This window comes from Corynebacterium yudongzhengii (genome assembly GCF_003065405.1).
GTDB classification, from domain to species: Bacteria; Actinomycetota; Actinomycetes; order Mycobacteriales; family Mycobacteriaceae; genus Corynebacterium; species Corynebacterium yudongzhengii.
Genome location: NZ_CP026947.1, coordinates 2,481,202 through 2,498,404, shown reverse-complemented (window position 1 = coordinate 2,498,404; position 17,203 = coordinate 2,481,202). Strand labels below are relative to the sequence as shown.

General features: G+C 65.4%; 16 protein-coding genes and 1 pseudogene. 6 read left to right on the top strand and 11 right to left on the bottom strand.

The features are described from left to right. Window positions 1-24 precede the first annotated feature (24 nt). Both C3B44_RS11505 and C3B44_RS11500 read right to left on the bottom strand, forming a co-directional pair. On the bottom strand, window positions 25-2,481 hold the full coding sequence (locus tag C3B44_RS11505; RefSeq protein WP_108432482.1) for a hypothetical protein: 2,457 nt from the start codon (window positions 2,479-2,481) through the stop codon (window positions 25-27). Continuing rightward, on the bottom strand, window positions 2,478-3,326 hold the full coding sequence (locus C3B44_RS11500; protein WP_108432481.1) for an NUDIX hydrolase: 849 nt from the start codon (window positions 3,324-3,326) through the stop codon (window positions 2,478-2,480). The genes C3B44_RS11505 and C3B44_RS11500 overlap by 4 nt, the downstream gene beginning before the upstream one ends. 112 nt (window positions 3,327-3,438) lie before the next feature. Here C3B44_RS11500 and C3B44_RS11495 point away from each other — a divergent pair, with 112 nt between their 5' ends. From C3B44_RS11495 to C3B44_RS11480, 4 genes are read left to right on the top strand one after another with little or no spacing between them, the layout of a single operon-like run. Further along, on the top strand, window positions 3,439-4,902 hold the full coding sequence (locus C3B44_RS11495; protein WP_108432480.1) for a CCA tRNA nucleotidyltransferase: 1,464 nt from the start codon (window positions 3,439-3,441) through the stop codon (window positions 4,900-4,902). Between the two features lie 41 nt (window positions 4,903-4,943). Further along, on the top strand, window positions 4,944-5,549 hold the full coding sequence (locus C3B44_RS11490) for a YqgE/AlgH family protein (RefSeq protein WP_108432479.1): 606 nt from the start codon (window positions 4,944-4,946) through the stop codon (window positions 5,547-5,549). Further along, window positions 5,549-6,286, top strand: coding sequence for an AzlC family ABC transporter permease (locus C3B44_RS11485; protein ID WP_108432478.1), 738 nt, complete (start codon window positions 5,549-5,551; stop codon window positions 6,284-6,286). Before C3B44_RS11490 ends, C3B44_RS11485 begins: the two co-directional genes overlap by 1 nt. 33 nt (window positions 6,287-6,319) lie before the next feature. After that, a complete protein-coding gene (locus tag C3B44_RS11480; RefSeq protein WP_108432676.1) occupies window positions 6,320-6,628 on the top strand; it encodes a branched-chain amino acid transporter permease in 309 nt (102 codons plus the stop codon). A 16-nt stretch (window positions 6,629-6,644) separates the two neighbouring features. Here C3B44_RS11480 and C3B44_RS11475 read toward each other — a convergent pair whose 3' ends face one another. Both C3B44_RS11475 and C3B44_RS11470 read right to left on the bottom strand, forming a co-directional pair. Continuing rightward, the gene (locus C3B44_RS11475) at window positions 6,645-6,968 is read right to left on the bottom strand and encodes a hypothetical protein (RefSeq protein WP_108432477.1); all 324 of its coding nucleotides are present in this window, start codon (window positions 6,966-6,968) and stop codon (window positions 6,645-6,647) included. 37 nt (window positions 6,969-7,005) lie between these two features. After that, window positions 7,006-7,971 carry a bile acid:sodium symporter family protein gene (locus tag C3B44_RS11470; RefSeq protein ID WP_108432476.1) on the bottom strand — a complete coding sequence of 322 codons (966 nt, stop codon included), beginning with the start codon at window positions 7,969-7,971 and terminating at the stop codon, window positions 7,006-7,008. 51 nt (window positions 7,972-8,022) lie between these two features. Here C3B44_RS11470 and C3B44_RS11465 point away from each other — a divergent pair, with 51 nt between their 5' ends. Continuing rightward, the gene (locus tag C3B44_RS11465) at window positions 8,023-9,117 is read left to right on the top strand and encodes an NADH:flavin oxidoreductase/NADH oxidase (RefSeq protein WP_108432475.1); all 1,095 of its coding nucleotides are present in this window, start codon (window positions 8,023-8,025) and stop codon (window positions 9,115-9,117) included. A gap of 11 nt (window positions 9,118-9,128) precedes the next feature. Here the strand turns inward: C3B44_RS11465 and C3B44_RS11460 are convergent, their stop codons facing one another. Continuing rightward, entirely contained in the window at window positions 9,129-9,509 is a 381-nt protein-coding gene (locus tag C3B44_RS11460; protein ID WP_108432474.1) for a Rieske (2Fe-2S) protein, read from the bottom strand. A gap of 179 nt (window positions 9,510-9,688) precedes the next feature. Continuing rightward, on the bottom strand, window positions 9,689-10,423 hold the full coding sequence (locus C3B44_RS11455; RefSeq protein ID WP_108432473.1) for a hypothetical protein: 735 nt from the start codon (window positions 10,421-10,423) through the stop codon (window positions 9,689-9,691). Between the two features lie 402 nt (window positions 10,424-10,825). Here C3B44_RS11455 and C3B44_RS11450 point away from each other — a divergent pair. Beyond that, window positions 10,826-12,068: pseudogene (locus C3B44_RS11450) on the top strand (IS256 family transposase). A 93-nt stretch (window positions 12,069-12,161) separates the two neighbouring features. On the opposite strand, the gene C3B44_RS11695 reads toward C3B44_RS11450, so the two are convergent. The 5 genes from C3B44_RS11695 to trpD all read right to left on the bottom strand — a co-directional run bounded on the left by C3B44_RS11695 (window position 12,162) and on the right by trpD (window position 17,187). Then, window positions 12,162-12,326, bottom strand: a complete 165-nt coding sequence (locus tag C3B44_RS11695; protein WP_159077387.1) for a hypothetical protein — start codon at window positions 12,324-12,326, stop codon at window positions 12,162-12,164. Between the two features lie 237 nt (window positions 12,327-12,563). Next, on the bottom strand, window positions 12,564-13,406 hold the full coding sequence (gene trpA / locus C3B44_RS11445) for a tryptophan synthase subunit alpha (protein ID WP_108432472.1): 843 nt from the start codon (window positions 13,404-13,406) through the stop codon (window positions 12,564-12,566). 3 nt (window positions 13,407-13,409) lie between these two features. Next, the gene (gene trpB / locus C3B44_RS11440; RefSeq protein ID WP_108432471.1) at window positions 13,410-14,699 is read right to left on the bottom strand and encodes a tryptophan synthase subunit beta; all 1,290 of its coding nucleotides are present in this window, start codon (window positions 14,697-14,699) and stop codon (window positions 13,410-13,412) included. 30 nt (window positions 14,700-14,729) lie between these two features. After that, a complete protein-coding gene (gene trpCF, locus C3B44_RS11435) occupies window positions 14,730-16,169 on the bottom strand; it encodes a bifunctional indole-3-glycerol-phosphate synthase TrpC/phosphoribosylanthranilate isomerase TrpF (protein ID WP_108432470.1) in 1,440 nt (479 codons plus the stop codon). Further along, window positions 16,159-17,187: an anthranilate phosphoribosyltransferase gene (gene trpD, locus C3B44_RS11430; RefSeq protein WP_108432469.1), complete on the bottom strand. Its 1,029-nt coding sequence runs from the start codon at window positions 17,185-17,187 to the stop codon at window positions 16,159-16,161. Before trpD ends, trpCF begins: the two co-directional genes overlap by 11 nt. Window positions 17,188-17,203: the final 16 nt, after the last annotated feature.

Here is a 17,203-nt window from a genome sequence, read left to right as displayed (position 1 = left end):
CTTAACAAGGGAAAAGAGGCACAATCAGCCGGTGTCCGGCCCGCGGGCACGCCGGCGCGCGCGGATGGTGCGGATCACCGCGACCATCGCCACGATGCCTAGAAGCAGGCCCGCAAAGATTATGGTGCTGGTCCCGCCGCGGGTCTGCACGGTGACGCTCACCGGGGCGGAGATATGCGCTCCGTCGTCGGTGGCCAGCCACATCCGCACCTGCGAGCGGTCGGCCTCGGCCGGAAGGTCGGCGGTCATCTCGACGGTGATCGAGCCGTGGGCGGGGATGCGGATCACCTCGGGCGTCGATAAGCGCGCCCCGGGCACGTCGACCTCGTAGTCGATTGCCGCCTCCACCGGCAGCGGCAGCCGGTTTTCCGCCACGATGAGCAGCGGGGAGTTATCGGAGGTGCGCGTGAACACGTTGCCCGGCGGCAGCAGCACGATCGACTGGCGCAGCTCCTGGAGCATCGCGCCGTTGCCGTCGAGGAGGTGGGCGGTGGTGGCCACGCGGTCGTCGAAAAGCGAGGCGGCATTGCGGCCGGGGACCGCCAGCGCGCGGATCTGGTCGCGGCGCAGCGGCAGCGTATACGCGTAGCGGGTCAGCGCCAGGGCGGGGTCGTTGGCGAGGATCCGGGTGAGATCGCCCGTGTAGTCGGCCTGCTGGCGCGCCTGCAGGATCTCTGTTTCGGCGTAGGTGCCCGGATCCACAAAAGGCGAGCCGAAGCCTTCTGGGCCGGTCTCGCTCAGCGGGGCCGCCTCGTTGAGACGCTGCTCCTCCTCCGGGGTGGGGGTGAGGTAGTCGGCCACGGGCAGGGGGCGGGCGGCGCCGTCGTCGATCAGCCGGTCGGCGGTGGCGATGAGCTCGCGCGCAGTCTCCGGGCTTAAGGTGAGCGGCAGCTGGGCGAGGACGGGTTGTTCGGAATTATCGACGCTCGCCAGCTGCAGTGCGCCGCTGGCGGTGAGGTTGCGGGCGCGGGGGCTGTCGTCGATCAGCCGGTAGCGCGACTGCGGGTTGGCATAGCCGACGGTCGCCGGGTGCTCGCCGGTCGCCGCCAGCGTAGCGGCCAGCGCGTCGTGGTAGGTCACGGCGGTGACGGTGTCGGTGAGCGGCTGGAACCTCCCCGGGGTGGCGCCGCCGAAGATGGTGTTGTCGGCGACGAGGACGCGCACCTCGTTCGGGCGCTCGGGCGGGGGTGCCTCCGGGTTGGCGACGGCGCGTTCCCATGCCGGGGCCATACCGTCGGCAGCGACCTGGGAGGACTCGTGATCGGCCCAGCGCAGCGCCGGGGCGGCCGGCGGGGTGACATAGCCGGTGGGCGTGATGACGGTGTTGAGCATGCCGGGGGTGCCGAGGATCCGGTGGAGCACCGCTGGGCCGCGCTCCACGGTCTCGCGCATGAGCCACTGCGAGTTGGTGCCGGCCACCGCGTTGGGATCGGCCGCGGCCCAGGGCAGCGAGATCACACAGTGCTGGGCCGCTATGGCGCGCAGGCGCTCGATGAACGCGGCCGCGTCCGCGGAACCGGTGCCAGGCTCGCCGGGGTCCTCGTTCGCGTTGCTGCCCCAGGAGTCACGCAGGCGCTCCGGGCGGCTCGTGCCGGGACGGGTCTCGGAGACGGTGTAGCCCTCGGACATGCGCTGCACCACGTCCACCAGCTCCGGGTCGAGCGCCAGGCACAGCGTTTGGGGGTGGGTGGCGGTGTCGTGGGCGTCGAGAAGCTCATCTAAGCGTCCACCCGGGGCGAGCTCGCCCGCGAGCTGCTCCGAGGCCAGCCGCAGCGGCTGGGTGTCCGGGGCGCTGCCGGTCTCGCCGGGCACGATGTCGACCTCGGCGGTCACCGGCATGATCATGCTCATGCCCTGGGCTTCTGCGGGGCGCGGCGTGCCGACGGGCAGCAGCATGCGCTCCGTGGTGATCAGCTCCGTCGTGCCGAGCGCTGGGTCGATGCCCTGCAGCGAGACGAGCACGGGATACAGCCCGTCCTCGGTGATCGACAGCGTCGATTCCGCCTCCGGGTCCGTGGCGACGGTCAGGGTGATCTCGCGGCTCTCCCCCGGTGAGAGGGGCTCGAGGGTCGTCGATTCGCCGTAGTAGCCGTACGTGGTGCTCTCCGCCGCGAGCGTGGCGCGGCCCTCGCTGACCGTGGCCACCTGCTCCGCGCGCTGCGGGGTGGCGGTCAAAGACTCCAGCGTTTCGCCCGAGTTGTTGGTCACGGTGAGCGTGAGGGTGATCTCGCCGCCCGGGCGCGCCGGGTCCGCGCCGGTGACGTTGGTATTAACCAAATCCAGCTCGACCATGGGGTCCTCTTCGCCCGGGCGGGTGGCCGGGGAGACCCAGTACTCGCGGCTGGCGTCCTCGTCCGGTGACATCGGGGTCGCCGGCGGTAAGGCGGGCACGGCCGGCGCGCTCAACGCGCTCAGCGCAGACACGACTCCCGCGGTGCCGGCGACGAGGGCGCGACGCGCCAGTCTGCGCAGCCGGCTCACCGCGGGGTCGCCTTTCCCTCGGAAAACTCCTTTCGCGCCAGTTCCTCCAACTGATCCAGGGCCTGGCGGGCGAGTTTGCGCTCGTCCGCGTAGGCGAGGTGCTCGATGAGCGTGGTCACCGGCACCCAGGCGACCTCGGTGACCTCCGGGTCCTCGTCGTTGAGGTCCCCGTCGGCATAGCGCAGCAAGAAGTGATGCACCGTCTTATGAATACGCACGCCTTCGGAGACGAACCAGTAGTCGATGACCCCGAGCTCGCTGATCACCTCGCCGGTGACCCCGGTTTCCTCCCAGACCTCGCGCTCGGCGGTGGCGGCGCGGTCTTCGTTCTTCTCGACGTGACCCTTCGGCATCGACCACAAAAGGCGCCCGCGCCGGTCGAGGCGGCCGATGAGGGCGACGTAGATCGTCGACAAGTTGACGGTGCCGTGCTTATCGACGGACTCCGCCAACCCCGACAGCACCAGACCGCCGGCCGAGGTCTCATCCCGGGTCTCCATCCGCGACTCGCGCGCATGCTGGCGCTGCGGGGAACGCGCCTTCTTGCGGTGGCTCGCCGCCCCGCCGCGCCGCCGGCGCCCGCCGCGCTTCGCGGAGCTGGACGAGGACTGTTCCGCGTTCGGGCCCCTCCCCCGCCGCTTCCGGCCGCCGCGCCGGTTACGCCCGCCGCGCTTGCGGCGTCGAGAGCTTTCCGACGAGCTCTCCGCCTGCTCGCTGTCCTTCCGGCTCTGCTCGGCTGTTTGTTTGCCCGCGCTGGGTTTGCCCGCGCCCGACTGCCCACGACGACGCGAGCGGCGGCGCTTACGCCGGCGCTGGGACGAAGGGGTGGAGGCATTGTCGGTCATTGCACTGATCGTATCCGTTCGTGCGTCTACGGTGAATTCCCCGCACCGGGAAGCTAAGGAAATAGGACATGGGAAATAGGCCTGGGCCGGCTTCGGCGGTAGAGTGTTGCGCATGAACGAGACCTCCCTGGCGCAGCTCGTACGGGCGGAACGCACCGTCCGTGGCCTAGAGCCGGTGCTGGGCGCACTCGTCGACGCCTTCGACGAGCGGGGCGCGGAGCTCTACCTCGTCGGCGGCTCCGTGCGCGATGCGCTGCTCGGCCGCCTGGGCAACGACCTAGACTTCACCACCGACGCCCGGCCGGAGACTGTCAAAGAGATCATGGACGGCTACGCCGAGGTGGTCTGGGAGACCGGCATCGAGTTCGGCACCGTCTCGGGGCAGGCGCAGGGCCAGCAGATTGAGATCACCACGTTTCGCTCCGATCTCTACGACGGTGATTCCCGCAACCCCGAGGTCACCTTCGGCGACACCCTCGAGGGCGATCTCGTGCGCCGTGACTTCACCGTCAACGCGATGGCGATCCGGCTGACCAGGGCCCAAGGATCGCTGGAGGTGGAGTTCTGCGATCCCGTGGATGGGCTTAAGGCCTTGGCCGCCGAGGTGTTGGACACGCCGAATACCCCGGAGCAGTCCTTCCGCGACGATCCGCTGCGCATGCTGCGTTGTGCGCGTTTCGTCTCCCAGCTGGGCTTCAAAGTCGCCCCTAGGGTGCGAGAAGCCCTAGAGAACATGGCCGGGGAGATCACCCGCATCACCCCGGAGCGCATCCAGGTGGAGCTGGACAAGCTCATCGGCGGCCAGGACCCGTCGGCGGGTATCGACCTGCTCGTCGAGACCGGCCTCGGCGAGTTCGTCTTTCCCGAAATCGGGGCGATGAAGATGACCTCCGACGAGCACAAGCAGCACAAGGACGTCTACTTGCATTCTTTGCAGGTGATGCGCCAGGCCATCGACCAGGAGGAGCCCGAAGAAAGCCCCGATCTGGTGTTGCGCTGGGCGGCGCTGCTGCATGACGTCGGCAAGCCTGACACCAAGGAGACCAAGCCGGGTGGCGGGGTGAGCTTCCACCACCACGAGGTCGTCGGCGCGAAGAAGGTGCGCCGCCGGCTGCGGAAGCTGAAGTACCCGAAGAAGGTCGTCGAGGACATCTCGCAGCTGGTGTATCTGCACATGCGTTTCCACGGCTTCGGCGATGGGCAGTGGACGGATTCGGCGGTGCGGCGCTATGTCACCGACGCCGGGCACTTGCTGCCGCGGCTGCACAAGCTGGTGCGCGCGGACTCGACTACCCGGAACCCGAAGAAGGCGGCGCGGCTGCAGCGCACCTACGACCACCTCGAGGAGCGCATCGCCGAGATCGCCGAGAAGGAGGATCTCGCCCGCGTGCGCCCGGATCTCGACGGCAACGAGATCATGGAGGTCTTGGGCCTCTCCCCCGGCCCCGAGGTGGGCAAAGCCTGGGCGTATCTCAAGGAGCTGCGCCTGGAGCGCGGGCCTTTAGAGCGCGACGAGGCCATCGCTGAATTGAAGTCCTGGTGGGCTGGCACCAACGAAGACCCGCGCCTAAAGTGATGGGGCACGCGCCGAGAACGTTTTAGAGGGTGAGATTCGCTGTGCACAATTACTACGCTGACCGTCTGTTTACAGCTTTAGAACGCGGCGAACCGGGCCCGGGCCAGCTGCTCGTGGCCGCCCCCGGCATGTTAGATGATACCTTTGCTCGTTCGGTGATCCTCATCATCGAGCACAACGAGCAGATGACGTTCGGCGTGAACCTCACCAAGCGCAGCGAGCTCGCCGTGTACAACGTGATGCCGGATTGGATCTCGGCGGTGGCGAAGCCGCAGGCGCTCTACATTGGCGGGCCGGTCAACCAGCAGTCCGTCGTCGGCGTCGGCCGCACCCGCCAGGGCGTGCGTTTCGACGAGCACCCGCAGATCAACCGGCTGGCCAACCGCCTGGCGCACATCGACTTACGCTCGGACCCGGAAGAGGTCGCCCAGCTTGTCGACGGCATGCGCCTCTTCGCTGGCTACTGCGAATGGGCGCCCGGCCAGCTCGATGGCGAGATCGAACGCGGCGACTGGTACGTCGCGCCCGCCCTGCCGGGCGATGTCATCATGCCGGCGCGCGCGGATCTCTGGGGAGACGTCATGCGCCGCCAGCCCATGCCGCTGCCGCTCTTTTCGACCTATCCCGCCGAAGTCACCGAGAACTGATGACAGATTCATCGCGCTCGGTGCGCGCGGAGGTTGCCGCGGGCCTGCGCGATTCGTGGATCGTCGGTCTGGGCCTGATCCCCCTTGGCCTCGCCTTCGGCCTACTGGTCGTGCAGATGGGTTTCGCGTGGTGGTGGGCGCCGATCTTCTCCTTCGTCATCTACGCGGGCTCGATGGAGTTCCTCGCCCTCGGGTTGGTCACCGCCGGCACCGGATGGCTCTCCGCGTTGGTGACCGGGTTCCTCGTGAACTTCCGCCACATCTTCTACGGCCTGACCTACCCGCGCCACCGCATCCGCAGCCGCGTGGGCAAGGCCTATGCAACGTATGCGCTCACCGATGAGGTCTACGCGATCACCGGCCGCTTCGGCGCCGACGGCCGCGGCATCAGCGGTGCGCGCCTGCTCACCATCACCGCGTTCTGCCAGGCGTTGTGGATCATCCCCGGAATGCTGGGTGCCCTCGGCGGCACCGCGCTCCAGATCGATCTCGAGGGCCTGGATTTCGCTTTGACCGCGTTGTTCGTCGTGTTGGCGCTGGAGGCTTTCGACAACAACCGGGACGTCTCGCTGGTGGTGAGCGCGGTGATTCTGGCGTTGCTGGCGGCGGCGATTGCGCCCGGCCAGCTCCTCATTTTCGCGCTCTGCGCCTACTTCGGCGTGCTGCTGGTGCGCTATCATCTCCCGCGTCTCGACGAGCGGCTCACCTGGCGCCCGCTGGGTAGGAAGGAGGATTAGGTGTCCTCTTTACCTGCCGGGGTGGATCTGGGCATGGTCGCCGCCGTGCTCGTGCCCATCGCGATTGTTACGGTCTTGATTCGCGCGGTTCCTTTCGGGGTGCGGCGCTCGCTCGGCTCCTCGCCGCTGGTGGATTTTTTGGGCGTGACCATGCCCGTCGGGGTGATGACGGTCCTGGTGATTTACACCCTGGCAGGCAGCGCCGGTTCGGTGGCGGGCCTGGCGCCCGCGTTGATCGCCGGGGCGGGGACCGTGGGTGTGCATTTGTGGCTGCGCCGCCCCGCGGTGTCGATCCTGGGCGGTACGGTGTTGTACGTGATCCTGGCGAACTGGGTGTTCTAGGGTTTCGCTTTCCCGTCTAGGGCAGCCGCGGGAACTTCGCGGCGGCCTCCGAATAGAGTCCCTCGAACTCCTCTGGGTCGAGGCGCGTGGCCGTGATGTCCGGGAAGTCGGCGTAGGTATCCGGGTGCGGGACGACCTCGCTGGGGGCGGTGATCTGGCCTTCGGTCACGCCGCCGGCGGCGGCACCCATGATGGTCTCGTCGCCGGCGAGCTCAATGATGCGGAGCATGGTGCACGACTGGGCGTCGATCTCTTCGAGCTCGGCGACGTGGATGGCCGTGCCCACGCCGGGGACGGTGAGTTCGGTGCGAATATAGTGCTTCGGTTTCACGTGAAACATCGTCTCCGATCGGGCGGGCGGAAAGCAAGCGCGCGGGTTAGTGGTCCTGTGCCTGCTTGCCGTAGCGGGCGGCGAGCCAGGAGCAGATCATCAGCTGGACCTGATGGTAGATCATGAGCGGGAGGATCAGCAGGCCCAAAGAGGCGCCGCCGAAGATGACCGTGGCCATCGGCAGGCCGGTGGCGAGCGACTTCTTGGAGCCGCAGAACTCGATGGCGCGCACATCCCGAGTGGAGAACCCGAGCGCCTGGGACGCGGTGCGCGTCAGCCACAGCATGGCGAGCACCAAGACGATGGAGAAGCCGATGAGGAAGACGATCTCCCAGACCGCGACCTCGGACCACACGCCACTGACCATGCCGGAGGAAAACACGGAGTAGACCACCATGGTGATGGAACCACGGTCGACGATCTTCGTCCCCTTCGCCTTCGCGAAGTCCTTCACCCACCGGCGGAAGATCTGGCCGAGCACAAACGGCAGCAGCAGAAGCAGCGCGATGTCGATGAAGACCTGAGCGTCCACCGAGATGCCGTCGCCTTGTCCCATCAACAGCATGACGAGCACCGGCGTGGTGACGACACCCACCAGCGAGGACACCGACGCCGCCACGATCGCCCCCGCCACGTTGCCCTTCGCAATCGAGGTAAACGCAACCGAGGATTGCACCGTCGAGGGCACAAGGGTGAGAAAGAGGATGCCGCGATAGAGGTCGTCGGTAATAAACATCGTCAGTAGCGGTCCGAGCGCTAACCCGATGAGGGGGTACACGAGGAACGTCGCGGCGAGGATCGTCGAGTGCAGTCTCCAGTGGGTGAGACCTTGGAGCGCGTCGCGCGTAGACAGGCGCGCGCCGTAGAGGAAGAACAGCAGCGCGATGGCGAGATTCGTGGCGACGGCGAACCAGTCCGCGAACCACCCACGCGCCGGAGCGATGATCGCGACGATCACCGCGAGGACAATCAGGACGATGAGCGGATCGAGCTTTTTGAAGGGAGCGAGCATGGTACTTCAGTTTAGGGGCGCGGAAGCGCTTGGGCAGGTAAGTTCGGGGGCATGACGCATCTCCACTCCCCCATCACTCTGCGCGAGCTGCACGTGAACAACCGCATCTGGCTGGCGCCGATGTGCCAATACCACTGCATGGAAGAAAACGGCGTTCCCGAAGCGTGGCACTTCGCCCATTACGGCGCGCGAGCGATCGGCGGGTTCGGGCTGATCACCGCCGAGGCCTCCGGCGTGGTCCCCGAGGGGCGGATCTCCCCGAAGTGCGCGGGGATTTGGAACGACGAGCAGCGCGACGCCTGGGCGCCGATCGTCGACTTCGTGCACTCCCAGGGATCGAAGATGGCGATTCAGTTGATTCATGCCGGAAGGAAGGCTTCTTCCGTCGCCAAGCGTCCCGGCGAGAAGAAGTACGCGAACGACACCGTTCCACGTGAAGACGGCGGCTGGGAGACGGTCGCGCCGTCTGCGATTGCGGCCGAGGGGCTGGATGCGCCGCGCGAGTTGAATCGTGACGAGATTCGGGAGATTCCCGACCAGTTCGGCCGCGCGGCCGTCCGCGCGATGGAGGCGGGATTCGACGCAGTCGAGATCTCCGCCGGGCATGGCTACCTGCTCCATCAGTTCCTGGATCCTATTGCGAACCAGCGCGAGGATTCCTGGGGCGGCAGCTTCGATAATCGCACCCGCCTCCTGCGCTTGGTGGTGACGGCGGTGCGCACGGCCGTCGGCGATGGCGTGCCGGTGATCGTGCGGATCTCCGCGACGGACTGGATCGAGGACCGCGAGGCGTGGGACCTCGAGCAGTCGGTGACGCTCGCTCTCCTACTCGAGACGGCGGGCGCCGACATGATTAGCGTGTCGACGGGCGGGATCGCCCCAGCCCAGATTCCGACGGGGCCGAACTACCAAGTGCGCTTCGCGGAGGAGATCAAGCGGCGCACGGGGGTGCGGGTTTCGACCGCCGGGTTGATCACGACTCCTGAGCAGGCGGAGGCGATCGTCGCGGAGGATCGTGCCGATGTTGTGCTGCTGGGCCGAGAGGCGCTGCGCGACCCGAACTGGCCGCTGCGCGCGGGACACGAGCTGGGTCTGGAGCGCGAGGCTATCCCCTACCCCGGCTCGTATCTCCGCGGCGCGCGTTAGGTGCTTGTGCCCTAAGCGGTGGCGGTGACGGTGCCGCCTTCTTCGGTGGCGGTGCCTTCCTGAAGCGGGTCCCGGGCGACGCCGTCGACGACGGAGCCATCTTCAATCGAGAAGGTCGAGTTGTGGGCGGTGCACGTGACGGTGTCGCCGTTGATCTCGTCGATGGTGTTGCCCTGATGCGGGCAGGTACGCGAATATGCGAGGAACTCCCCTTCTTTGGGCTGCGCAATAATGAGGTTGCCCACGAATACTGCGCTGCCGACGGGGACTTCGGTGGCGGCTACTTCCTCACTCGCTTCGGTGCCGCAGGCCGCGAGCGCGGCGCCTGCGACCGTGGTGGCTGCGCCCAAGAGGAAGGTGCGGCGGGAACAGGAGAACCGGGGATTATCCATGTCCCCTATTATGCCCCAGGGGTTATGGGCATGCCTCGTCGGCATGTCTTGGTTGCGTGACGTAAAGGTGACGGAAAGCTGGGGCTGTCTTACATGCGTGTAATTACGTCACGTGGTGGAACGTGGGGCGGACTTAGGGCAGATTAGTCAGGTTTCGTGTGCCCGCTGTCGGTGCTGGTTTAGTCCTGATCTACGGGCGGCCCCCAATTGCCCGATGTGCCCGTCATGAACGCCTCGCCGTCCACTACGCTGCCCAGGTGCGGCGCCGGGCTAATGTGAATCGGTAGCGCGAGGGCGACGTCGAATCCGCAGTCCGCGATGGCTTTGTACCACTTGATGCCGGTGAGATGAATCGTGACCACCTCGATCTCTTTGATCACGGCCTTGAACATCGCGATAGGGCTTGCTTCCTCAGCCTTTGATCGCCCATCGTGCAGAGTGAAGGCATAGGGGCTCAACACCAAGCGCGGTCCGGTTGGTGGGCTGATGGCCCCCGGTTCTTGGGCTTTATCCCATTCTTCCTCGGAGTCATACACGGTGAGGTCTACGGCCACGGCACCGATATGGTACTCGTTGTACCGTGCCGGCTCCCCTATCGCATCTAAGGAATACCAGGGGTACATGTGGGGGTCGTCGACAAAGGAGATAAACCGGGTAAGGAACTCGCCGTTAGAGTCCAGAAGGTTGACCTCCGCGATTCCGGGCATGACCTGCCACACGGCGACGTTGTGGCTCCCGGATGCCTGAAGCGAGAACATCACCTCGACATACCCGTCATGAGTATCGAGGCGACCACAACAGTAGCCTGATTTGTCTAGGTAGACGGAAACGTCGCGGTAGATGGCGTAGTTTTCGATGAGTCTTCTGCGCTGACCGTCAATAGCTTTCTCGACGCCATCCCAGTCTCCGGGCATTCCCAGGGCGCGCAAGTATGTTTCGCTCAGGAACCTATTGTGTCAATCGGTTCCCAGTATGTTGAAGGTTTAGTCGGGATTTTTGTCGGACGTTGGCGGTTTTTCGTTGGATGATTTGGGATCCGTGCTTAGGGAATCGGAAGGAGTTTGTATAGGGGTGTGGCACGATGTGGGCTGGAGAACTCTGGTGTGGTTCTGGCCGCTTCATCGTGATCTGGGTTGATCAGTCTTGCTATTAGTTCCACGTGAAACGGAGCCTGGGGTGCAGGTGTGGTTCGTTGGGGGTTGCGTCCGTTAGCGTGGTGTATCTGTAGCTGCCGGTGAGGACCCCATGGAAGATGTGGGCGGCCACCGCAGTACCTTTCGAATCCGTAACCACACTTCCTCGAAAGGGACACCACGATGGCCGCTGGCTTCCATTCTATCGACCCGACTACCTACCTCGACGAACTACTGGCCCAAGCCTCCCCGGACCTAATGCGCGAGATGCTCCAAGGTTTATCAACCAGATCCTTTTCGACCCAGGCCGACTAAGTCTGCGGCGCCGAGGACGCCACCGTCAGTGACAACCGCACCAACGTCCGAAACGGCTACCGCCACCGCGACCTCGACACCAGAGTCGGCACCGTCGACGTCGTCGTGCCCAAACTCAGAACCGGCTCGTTCTTCCCGGACTGGCTGCTTAAACGGCGCACCCGCACCGAACGGGCCTTGACCACCGTGATCGCCACCTGCTACCTCAAGGGTATCTCCACCCGCAGGATGAACGACCTGGTCGCCAGCCTGGAGATCAACAACCTGTCGAAGTCTCAGGTCTTAAGAGATGGCCAAAGATCTTGATCAGATGGTGGAGGACTTCCGCACCCGACCCCTGGATACCGTCCCCTACCTGTATGTTTCCTGTGACGCGTTGACGATGAAGGTCCGTGAAGGCGGACGGGTGGTCAAGACTTCCGTGCTGCTGGCCACCGGCGTCCATGCCGAAGGGTATCGGGAGTTGTTGGGCATGCAGGTCGCCACATCCGAGTCTGTGGCCTCGTGGACCGGCTTTCTTTCGCGACCTGAAAGCCCGCGGCTTAAACGAGGTGTACCTGGTCACCAGCGACGCACACCTGGGTATCCAGCACGCCATCGGCGAGGTGCTGCCGAACGCGTCCTGGCAACGGTGTCGCACGCATTGCGCGAAGAACCTCTCCGGAGTGGTGCCCAAAAGCCAATGGCCGACCTTGTCGGCGATGTTCCACACGATCTTCCAGCAACCCGATGCCCAGGCTGTATGGGATCAGGCCCGGGACGTAGTGACTTTCTGTGAGCAGAAGTTCCCTCATGTCGCGCACTCACCTCGAAGAAGCGCTCGACGAGCTGCTGGCGTTTACGAACACGCCGAGGACGGTGTGGACGAAGGTGTGGTCGAACAACCCCACCGAGCGGCTGAACCGGGAGATCTGCCGGCGCACCGATGTGGTGGGGATCTTCCCCAACCGCGACGCGGTGATCCGCCTGGTTGGTGCCGTGTTGGCAAAGCAGCATGATGAGAAGGATCCAGCAGAAGCGCTACATGTCGTTGACGAGCCTGGAGCAGACGAAGACCATGATGGCTGCCCACCACATCGATGCCGGCGACATTGTTCAGGAGGTTGCATGAGCCAGTCGCACCATCGGGCTCGTGCCGGTCCCTGAGATCGTCATGCTGCTTGTTTTATCGAAAGGCAGATACACCACTCGCGTGGACTTGACCCTAGGAATCTGAAGAACTGCGTTCAGAAGATCCATAAGTAAGGTAGACGAGTACGCTGGCGATAGCGCCGACAATGATTTTGGTGGGTATGTCCAGATCAAAAGCTACACCCGCGATGATCGGAACGAGAATTGCTGCGATCAGAGGGGCGAAGTAACGGGTCATCCTAATCCCTCCATCTGCGGCGATGTTTGTCGAGAAGCAGTGAGTCCAAATAACGCAGGTGCGTAAAGACTCTACCGCCGTACCGTTGTCGTCGTTGGCAGCCACCCGCTCCGCCGTCACTACGCACGTGCGTAATCCGCTAACGGTGTCCAAAGTCGTCGGAGCATCGCAGTTTCACGTGAAACAAAAAGTCGCCCGCCGTAAACAACGACGAGCGACTGTGTAGAAGCGCTAACCCTAGCGGCGGGTTGCTTCCTTCATCGTGGACACGAAGTCGCGAACCTCAGCCTTGGTAGCCGAGAGGTCCGTGATGTGCCCGGGGTTCGGGTGCTCGTGCTCGCAGTAGCGATCAACGATCTTCGTGATCGCAGAGCCGGTGATGGCGCCGGCGGCGCCAGCGGCGACCGCGTCGGCAACGTGCTCCGGGGTGGAGATGCCGAAGCCGAGCAACACGGGCGGGCCGTCGAAACGCCCGATGTTGGCAACGACCTCATCGAGACCTTTGGTCTCTGAGGCGCGCTCGGTTCCCGTGACACCATCGCGTGAGATCGCGTAGATATATCCCTTGGAACGGGCCGCGACACCCTCGAGCGGCTGCTCGGTCGCGCGCGCCGGCGCGATATAGATCGGATCGATTCCCGCCTTCTCGGCGACCTCGGAGAAGGGCTGGCCTTCACGGACGGGGACGTCGGGAAGCAATACCGAGTCTGCGCCGGCCTCCTTGAACTCACGGTAGAAGCTACCCAAGCCGCGGACATAGGCGACGTTAGAGTAAATGAGCATGCCGATCGGCAGGTCTGGGTGTGCCTCGCGGATGCGGGAGACGAGCTCAAGAGACTTATCGACGGTAGCCCCACCGTCGAGCGCGCGAATGTGGGATTTCTGGATCGTGGGGCCGTCAGCGATCGGGTCCGAGAAGGGCACGCCCAGCTCCAGGGCGTCCGCTCCCCCTTCGATTGCTGCACTGACGATCTCCCAGGACTCCTCGAAAGACGGATCGTTGAGCATCAAAAACGGCACGAACGCGCCTTCGTTCTTCTCACGCAGTGCGTCAAAGAGCTTTTCGTATCGTGTGGTCATGGATTAACCCTCCACCTTGTCGTCGGCGCGGCCGGCAAGGTCCGCGTCGCTGAGGACCCATTCGGGATGTTCGTCGAGCGTCCGGCGGACGTGGTCGACGTCCTTGTCGCCGCGGCCGGACAGGGACACCAGAATGTTGAGCTTCTCACCGCGGGCCTCGGCTTCACGCGCACGGCGAAGCGCATAAGCGAAAGCGTGCGAAGACTCGAGCGCAGGGATGATGCCCTCGTTGCGAGAAAGGATCTGGAACGCGGCCAGTGCCTCGCGGTCGGTCACCGGCACATACTGTGCGCGGCCCGTCTGAGCGAGGTGCGCGTGCTGCGGGCCGACGGCCGGGTAGTCGAGACCGGCCGAGATCGAGTAAGACTCCGTGACCTGGCCATCGGGGTTACGCATCAGATAGGAACGGGTGCCGTGCAGGATGCCGATGTGGCCCTCGGCGATGGCGGCGCCGTGCTTGCCGGATTCGACGCCCTCTCCCCCGGGCTCGGTGCCGACGAGTTCCACGTGGTCGTCGTCAATGAAGTCCGCGAAGATGCCGATGGCGTTCGAGCCACCGCCGACGGAGGCGACGACGACGTCGGGAAGCGCGCCAATCCTCTCCTGCATCTGGGCCTTGGCCTCCTCGCTGATGACGCGGTGGAATTCGCGCACGAGCGTCGGGAACGGGTGCGGGCCGGCGGCGGTGCCGAGCAGGTAGTGCGAATCGTGGAAGGTGGCGGTCCAGTCACGCAGCGCCTCGTTCACCGCGTCCTTTAGGGTGCCGGAACCGGCGTCGACGGAGACCACCTCGGCGCCGTGCAGGCGCATGCGGTAGACATTCGGCTGCTGGCGAGCGACGTCCTTGGCGCCCATGTACACGACGCACTCGAGGCCGAGCAGCGCGCATACCAGGGCGGTCGCGGTTCCGTGCTGGCCCGCGCCGGTCTCGGCGATGATGCGCTTCTTGCCCATCTGTTTCGCGAGCAGCGCCTGGCCGATGACCTGGTTCGTCTTGTGAGCGCCGCCGTGCACGAGGTCCTCGCGCTTCAGGAAGATGCGCGCGTTGTTACCACTGACGGCATTGCGGACCACGGTCAGCGGAGTCGGGCGGCCGAGGAAGTCACGTAGCAGGCCGCGGAACTCGGACATGAACTCCTCGGAGTTCATCGCGTCGACGAAGGCCTTTTCGAGTTGATCGAGGGCCGGGATCAGCGACTCGGGGACATACTGCCCGCCGAACTCACCGAAGTACGCCGAAAGCAGCGTGCGTCCGCCGATCCCGTCCCCGGAGTGGGTGTCGTTTAGAGTCATGAAGATTCCTTGTGGTGGTCGATAGAGAGATCAATAAGAAAACGTTCGGATCACGTGAAACGCCTGCCGCAGCGAACCGGCATCCTTCGCCCCGGCCCAACGTTGCGCCGAGGCCGGGTACTCCACGCCGGAATTGAGATCGAGCCCGGCGCAGCCAAGGCGCAGTGCCTCCGCGATGTTGTCCGGGCCCAGCCCACCGGCGAGCAAAGAGTGCGCCTTTACCTTCTCCGGCACGGTGGACCAGTCGAAGGTTTCTCCCGTGCCGCCGTCGCCGGAGTCGAGGACGAGCTTGTCCACGAGCCCGGACTCCACCAGTGCTTCGGCCAGCGCGGGTCCGTGCTCCGCGGTCATCGACACGGCCCGCCAGATCGACACCTCGGAGCCGAGCTCCGCGCGCACGGAACGAATGAAGTCCAACTCGGCCTCGGTGCTCCCTTGGTAGGGGGCGTGGAGCTGGGCGACGGTGATGGTGTCGTCGATAAGCTCGTCCCACCCGGAGGTCCGCCGCGAGACGGCGACGTACGTCAGATCGGGCTCGTTCGCGATGATCCGCCGCGCGGTTTCACGTGAAACATTGCGCGGGGAGGCCTCCTCGAAGATGAGGCCGCCGTAGACCGCGCCGTGCGCGCGAGCCGCCTGCGCCGCCGACGAGGACGTGAGCCCGCAGACCTTGTTGAGGCCAAAGACGAGTTCGCGGGCGGCGCGGTCGATGTCCGGCTGGCTGGTCAGCTGCGAGCCGACAAGGAAGCCGTTCGAGTGACCGCTTAAGCGCCGGACGGTTTCGGAGTCGCGGATGCCGGACTCGGAGACGACCACGACGTCGTCGGGGATCGAGCGGGTTAGAGTCTTCGAGCGCGAGAGGTCGATGGTGAGGTCGTGAAGATTCCGATGGTTGATCCCGAGGATGCGGGCACCGAGACGCAACGCGCGGGAGACTTCCTCCTCGGTGATGGCCTCGGTGAGAACGTCGAGACCCAAACGCGCGGCCTCGCGGGATAAGGCGAGGTACTCGTCGTCATCGACCACCGAGAGCATGAGCAGCACGGCGTCGGCGCCGAAGTAGCGGGCCGCGTGCAGCTGCACCTCGTCGACGATGAAGTCCTTGCACAGCACCGGCAGGTGCGTCGAGGCGGCGACGGTGGCCAGGTGGTCGTAGTCGCCGCCGAAGCGATCCGGCTCGCAGAGCACCGAGATGCCCGAGGCGTAGCGGGAGTAGACGCGCGCGATGGCGCCCGGCTCGTAGTGCTCGCGGATCATACCGAGCGAGGGCGACGAGGACTTGCACTCCATGATGAAGCGGTTGAGCCCCCTCCCCTGCCCGCCGCCGAGCGAGTCATAGAGCGAGCGGGTCGACGGTGAAAGCGCGAGGGGATCCACGTGGGCGATGCGCGCGCGGATCTCGTCGAGATGCCCGCGACGACCCTCCACGATGGATTCGAGGACCGTCGGCAGCGCGGAGCTATTCGGCATAGTTGGCCTCCTCGTGCTTCTTGAGCCAGGCGGCGGTGACACCGGAATCGAGAAGCTTCTTCGCCCGATCAGTGCCGGCCCGGAACGTGTCCTCCAGGCCGTAGAGATAGAACATGGCGCCGGCGGTGGCGACGATCGCGTCGCGGTGCGCGGGCGCGCCCTCGCCGTTGAAGACCGCGTAGATCAGTTTGGCGTTTTCTTCGCCGTCGCCGCCGGCTAGGTCCTCGAAGGTGTGGGTGTCCACGCCGAAGTCGGAGGGGTTGAGAACGTAGTGCGAGATCTCGCCGTCGGTGTTGAGCTCCCAAACTTGCGTGGGCCCGGTGACGGCGATCTCGTCGGAGCCGTCACCGTGGACGACGAGCGCGCGCTTGCGGCCCAAGTTCCGGAAGGTCTCGGCGATCATCTCGCCCTGAGCCGGGTTGGCGATGCCCATGATCTGGAACTCCGGGTTCGCCGGAGACAGGATCGGTCCCAGGGTGTTGAAGATGGTCGAGAACTTCAGGCCCCGGCGCACCGGTTGCACGTGGCCGACGGCCGGGTTGTAGGCCGGCGCGAACAGGAAGGTGAAGTTGGAGTTCTCGAATTGGCGCACCGCGCGCTCCGGGTCGAGGTCCAGCGGGATGTGCATGGCCTCGAGCACGTCCGCCGAACCGGACTTTGAGGAGACGGAGCGGTTGCCGTGCTTGACCATCTTCACGCCATCCGAGGCCGCCACCAGCGACGCGGCGGTGGTGATGTTGATGGTGTTCTTGCCGTCGCCACCCGTGCCGGCGGTGTCCATGATGCCTTCGCCGGTGATCGGGAACGGGCGCGAGGCCTTGAGGTAGGCGCGGGCGGCGCCGAGCAGATCGTTGGCGGTCTCGCCGCGCACCTTCACCGCGGTGAGCAGGGTGGCGATGTGGATGTCGTCGTACTCGCCTACCGCCAGCGGCGTGAAGGCGGCGATGCACTCCTCCACCGTCGGCGCGGGGTTCTCGATGAAGCTCTTCAGCGTCTGCACGGTATCGGGGTTGGTCATGGTGTGGGTCAGGCCT

What these genes read in the sequence shown, in the direction of transcription:
- C3B44_RS11500 (WP_108432481.1), bottom strand. Translation starts at nt 3,326, where the DNA reads ATGACCGACAATGCCTCCACCCCTTCGTCCCAGCGCCGGCGTAAGCGC.
- C3B44_RS11495 (WP_108432480.1), top strand. Translation starts at nt 3,439, where the DNA reads ATGAACGAGACCTCCCTGGCGCAGCTCGTACGGGCGGAACGCACCGTC.
- C3B44_RS11485 (WP_108432478.1), top strand. Translation starts at nt 5,549, where the DNA reads ATGACAGATTCATCGCGCTCGGTGCGCGCGGAGGTTGCCGCGGGCCTG.
- C3B44_RS11480 (WP_108432676.1), top strand. Translation starts at nt 6,320, where the DNA reads ATGGTCGCCGCCGTGCTCGTGCCCATCGCGATTGTTACGGTCTTGATT.
- C3B44_RS11475 (WP_108432477.1), bottom strand. Translation starts at nt 6,968, where the DNA reads ATGTTTCACGTGAAACCGAAGCACTATATTCGCACCGAACTCACCGTC.
- C3B44_RS11470 (WP_108432476.1), bottom strand. Translation starts at nt 7,971, where the DNA reads ATGCTCGCTCCCTTCAAAAAGCTCGATCCGCTCATCGTCCTGATTGTC.
- C3B44_RS11465 (WP_108432475.1), top strand. Translation starts at nt 8,023, where the DNA reads ATGACGCATCTCCACTCCCCCATCACTCTGCGCGAGCTGCACGTGAAC.
- C3B44_RS11460 (WP_108432474.1), bottom strand. Translation starts at nt 9,509, where the DNA reads ATGGATAATCCCCGGTTCTCCTGTTCCCGCCGCACCTTCCTCTTGGGC.
- C3B44_RS11455 (WP_108432473.1), bottom strand. Translation starts at nt 10,423, where the DNA reads ATGCCCGGAGACTGGGATGGCGTCGAGAAAGCTATTGACGGTCAGCGC.
- C3B44_RS11695 (WP_159077387.1), bottom strand. Translation starts at nt 12,326, where the DNA reads ATGACCCGTTACTTCGCCCCTCTGATCGCAGCAATTCTCGTTCCGATC.
- trpA (WP_108432472.1), bottom strand. Translation starts at nt 13,406, where the DNA reads ATGACCACACGATACGAAAAGCTCTTTGACGCACTGCGTGAGAAGAAC.
- trpB (WP_108432471.1), bottom strand. Translation starts at nt 14,699, where the DNA reads ATGACTCTAAACGACACCCACTCCGGGGACGGGATCGGCGGACGCACG.
- trpCF (WP_108432470.1), bottom strand. Translation starts at nt 16,169, where the DNA reads ATGCCGAATAGCTCCGCGCTGCCGACGGTCCTCGAATCCATCGTGGAG.
- trpD (WP_108432469.1), bottom strand. Translation starts at nt 17,187, where the DNA reads ATGACCAACCCCGATACCGTGCAGACGCTGAAGAGCTTCATCGAGAAC.